Genomic DNA, 3,511 nt, shown 5'->3' on the forward strand with positions numbered 1-3,511 from the left:
AACCTCGACGGTGGGGAAGTTGCTTAAACATGACATAAGCCATGCCTTAAGCCTAATTCCTCAATGCGCTAAGACGGCCCTCGCCGAAGGCGTACAGATGAGCTCTGCGTGGCAAGTTTTTCTTAATTCCGGAGTGGACGAAAAATGGTCGACATAGTCGGTAGAGACTTGGTCTCTCTCGCTAAGGCAACAGAGCTATTGAGCAACGCTGTGCACCAAGAAATCGCGGCGTTGGGCGCTGACCCATATAGTCTTGATGCATTCTCAAATGACGATGACGTCTCTCCGGCACTATTGCAGTGTGCGGCAATGGCAAGCTTCACCTTAGTTTTTTTCAGGTACTACTCCCGTGACGTTTTTCTATGCCATCCCAAATACCAGAGTTTAAAAACTTCGTCGGCAATATTTGAACGCAAGTTACAAACGAAGTTTCCTTTACTAGGCGCAGACGGGTTAGCGGCGCTTGCGCTGAACGATAAAAGCATCGCCCAAGATTATGCTTCGGTTTACTTCGATGGTCCATTCGCAAATATTTCTTTGAAAACAGGACGCGTGAGCACGCCCCACGAGTATAAGTTTTCATTTCTGACACTCCCATCAAGACGACGCAGACTCATCCGAGAGATGGACAAAATCGGTGGGCAATTTTCCCACGAATTTCGGGCCTTCTGCTACGAGTTTGCCGGATGGTATGTGGGTTTTGATGAAGAAAATCTTTTGGCTTCGCTGCGAGAGCATGTCGAATGGACTTTCTCCTTCGACATAAACAGACTGTGGAGCATGAGTACTGAGGAACAGCGAAAGCTACTCTTTCGTCGTTTTCCTCTCATTGAGAAGCGGGCAAGGTCTTTTGATGAACTTCCGGAAAACATGAAGCGCCCCAAGGGGCGCCCGCGAATCCCGAACTTAGTAGAACGTTTTAATGAACGTTGGCCGCTAGGGTTCGAAGAAGTCACACTTTCTCACGCGGCTAGAGAACTAGGATGTGACCGGAAAACTCTTAGAACTGCCCTTGAAGAAGTGGGGGTTAAGCGGGAATAAACTGGTATTTATTGCTCTATAGTTTTTCCCCATTCATCCCAGTTTTTTCCCGCGACTCGTTCCATAAGATTGCAACCAATCGCAATCAATGGAGACGATCTGGTGAAGACATACCTTTCCGCTCAACAAGTCGCCCAGCGCTATAGCGTGCATCGTACAACCCCTTGGCGCTGGGTTCAAAATGACAAAAATTTCCCCAAGCCTATACAGTTCAGCGAAGGCTGCACCCGCTGGGCGCTATCCGAAATCGAAGCATGGGAAGAAGCCAAAGCCCAACGCTCGAAATAAAATCGCCACCCACTTAGGGGCGGCGAAGTAATCGATACACTCAAAGCAAGATTCTATTCGCATGCCCCTTCTCAATCAATAGAAGGGAACGAACCCGCTATGACTCCAATCTACTCTTGGGGCAACCGCGCCTACTCCTACCAAAACTCGAACGGCATGAAGATATGTTTTGTCGTAAAAGGCCGCGACCGCTGGGCGCTTGAATGTCTCCGTAGCGCTGGCAAAGAGGGCTGCACGCCAATCGAGAATCCAGCCCCGCGCTGGAGCGCCTACATCCACAATCTGCGCAAGCTGGGTCTGCCAATAGAAACAATCCATGAAACCCACGGTGGACCATTCTCCGGCACCCATGGGCGCTACGTACTTCGATGTGCGGTCTCACCGATCAAGGACGGAAGCGCCTGATGTTCACACTGCTGCTCTTCCTTCTCTGGTACTACTGGGACAAATTCTGATGTGCGCCAAAGAGTACAAACAGGACAAGAGAGGCAAAACACGGTTCGTCAGACTGGATTACAGCCTTCTCCACGAGTGGGAGCGCCTAGCGCTCTCACCTACCGCACAGGCGCTTCTTTTGCGCCTCTGCATGCGTTTTAACGGCAAGAACAATGGCCGGATCTATCTGCCAAGCCGGGAAGCTGGCGACGCACTCGGCATCAGCCGAAACACGGTCTGCAAGTACTACCAAGAACTAGAAACGAAAGGCTTCATCGTGGCGACGCGAAGGGCATCATTGGGGCTTGAGGGAAAAGGCCGCGCAACAGAATGGCGGCTGACCCACTTGCATGCGCCAGATGGCACCCCCCCTACTTGCGATTACAGGCAAAAGTGAGTCTATTCTATGATCAAATTTGCGAGAAAAAATGATGCCGATTTACAGAACAAAAGATGACATACCACCTGGTCTGCAAAAATACTGCTGTGTTATTGGAGATAGGAATTGGTTCGAACATCCCTTCTTTAGGGAAATTCTTCCTTTCACAGTTCATGAGGACGATGGAACACTTGAAGAGTATGTGGGCGCTCTCCCAGACTTTAATGCACCACCAACTCTGGAGCGGCCTAGAGGCTACTTTTCTGATATAGTCAGCACCAAATATTCAGCCGAATATTTAGTGAAAACGATAGAACCTCATCTTCCGAAAACCGAGGCTTCAGACAGACTTTATTGGGAAATGGTTCGTGAATGCCTACACGAACGCGCTAGTCAATACAGGCAAGAGCCCTTTCTGACTGCCGCCGTAGCAGTATCACGCTCTCACAAAACCGAAGTTTTGTGCGGCGATGCTTATCCGGCGTTTTTATTGCTTTCAGGAAGGCTAAAAGTCTGGCGAGGCGTAGTAGCAAATTCGGAAGAAACCGCCTTACAAGCAATTAGAGGCGGGTACTGTTGGAGTTTAGAGCGGGCTCAGGCAGAACATTTTGCAAACCCGCCCTATCGCGCCGAAGGCAGAGCATTCCTCGCTTCAGCATTTGTCACCAAAGACCAAATCCTCGCCTATCGGCCCAGCCACGGAGAACGTGAAGTCACAGTGATGCCGAACGCTGTAAAGTCAATCGCGCTAGATGAAGGCTTCTCTGAGCGGAGTGTGTTGAACTTCACATGAGTTCTAAACTGCTTGCCGAGACAAGATCAAAATAAATCCCCGTCCCCAAAAGCGTGCGACCCCTGCCCAGCTTTCGGGACAAGGGGTTTTTCGCTGCCCCATAAAAAGGGGCTGACCTGCCCAAATACTGAGCCAAGGAACCGGCCCTGCCCTGCACGGAATCCGAGCACATTGTATTAGCCATAGGGTACCACTTAAGCGCCGCAGCCTCGTGGGGGCTCTGCTTCCGTTTTCCTCCACACAAGCACACAGGTCTGAATTCGCCCACTTGTTGAATCAAAAGTTACAGGTCACTACTAAAAGGATATTTTTAGCGAGTGCCGATTTTTGAACACTCATCATAGATGCAGGATTTAAGATGGAATTCATCGAACAGATTAACGCCCTATCTGCGCGTTCTAAGGTAGCAGAGCGACAAGCACAAACGGAAGAAGCGACCAAAACTTCGGTCATACTTCCCTTCCTCCAAGCACTAGGCTTGGTGACGTCCACGGAGGTGGTGTAGCTTCAGGTGGCCATTGGGTTTCTTGGTAAGGTCGGGTTGCAAGACTCAATCTAATCCAAGGACGACACCC

General features: G+C 50.1%; 6 protein-coding genes. 5 read left to right on the plus strand and 1 reads right to left on the minus strand.

Features of this window, described 5'->3' with window-relative positions; all coding sequences use genetic code 11:
• The first annotated feature begins 144 nt into the window (after positions 1-144).
• From BM225_RS21345 to BM225_RS21745, 5 genes are all read left to right on the plus strand, one after another.
• Positions 145-1,041 carry a hypothetical protein gene (locus BM225_RS21345; RefSeq protein ID WP_072705909.1) on the plus strand — a complete coding sequence of 299 codons (897 nt, stop codon included), beginning with the start codon at positions 145-147 and terminating at the stop codon, positions 1,039-1,041.
• A gap of 102 nt (positions 1,042-1,143) precedes the next feature.
• Complete coding sequence (locus BM225_RS21350; protein WP_218157095.1) at positions 1,144-1,329, plus strand: helix-turn-helix transcriptional regulator; 186 nt, start codon at positions 1,144-1,146, stop codon at positions 1,327-1,329.
• A 99-nt stretch (positions 1,330-1,428) separates the two neighbouring features.
• On the plus strand, positions 1,429-1,734 hold the full coding sequence (locus tag BM225_RS21355; RefSeq protein WP_218157096.1) for a winged helix domain-containing protein: 306 nt from the start codon (positions 1,429-1,431) through the stop codon (positions 1,732-1,734).
• Between the two features lie 49 nt (positions 1,735-1,783).
• Positions 1,784-2,161 carry a GntR family transcriptional regulator gene (locus BM225_RS21360; protein WP_072705908.1) on the plus strand — a complete coding sequence of 126 codons (378 nt, stop codon included), beginning with the start codon at positions 1,784-1,786 and terminating at the stop codon, positions 2,159-2,161.
• 31 nt (positions 2,162-2,192) lie between these two features.
• Positions 2,193-2,936, plus strand: a complete 744-nt coding sequence (locus BM225_RS21745; protein WP_143095447.1) for a hypothetical protein — start codon at positions 2,193-2,195, stop codon at positions 2,934-2,936.
• Between the two features lie 276 nt (positions 2,937-3,212).
• Here BM225_RS21745 and BM225_RS21935 read toward each other — a convergent pair whose 3' ends face one another.
• The gene (locus BM225_RS21935; RefSeq protein WP_177218685.1) at positions 3,213-3,389 is read right to left on the minus strand and encodes a hypothetical protein; all 177 of its coding nucleotides are present in this window, start codon (positions 3,387-3,389) and stop codon (positions 3,213-3,215) included.
• Positions 3,390-3,511 lie beyond the last annotated feature (122 nt).

Origin of the sequence: Donghicola eburneus (genome assembly GCF_900115865.1) — a bacterium.
Lineage (GTDB): Bacteria > Pseudomonadota > Alphaproteobacteria > Rhodobacterales > Rhodobacteraceae > Donghicola > Donghicola eburneus.

Bases quoted from the DNA above. Each gene is read 5' to 3' on its own strand.
- BM225_RS21345 (WP_072705909.1), top strand. From the start codon at position 145: ATGGTCGACATAGTCGGTAGAGACTTGGTCTCTCTCGCTAAGGCAACA.
- BM225_RS21355 (WP_218157096.1), top strand. From the start codon at position 1,429: ATGACTCCAATCTACTCTTGGGGCAACCGCGCCTACTCCTACCAAAAC.
- BM225_RS21360 (WP_072705908.1), top strand. From the start codon at position 1,784: ATGTGCGCCAAAGAGTACAAACAGGACAAGAGAGGCAAAACACGGTTC.
- BM225_RS21745 (WP_143095447.1), top strand. From the start codon at position 2,193: ATGATGCCGATTTACAGAACAAAAGATGACATACCACCTGGTCTGCAA.
- BM225_RS21935 (WP_177218685.1), bottom strand. From the start codon at position 3,389: ATGACCGAAGTTTTGGTCGCTTCTTCCGTTTGTGCTTGTCGCTCTGCT.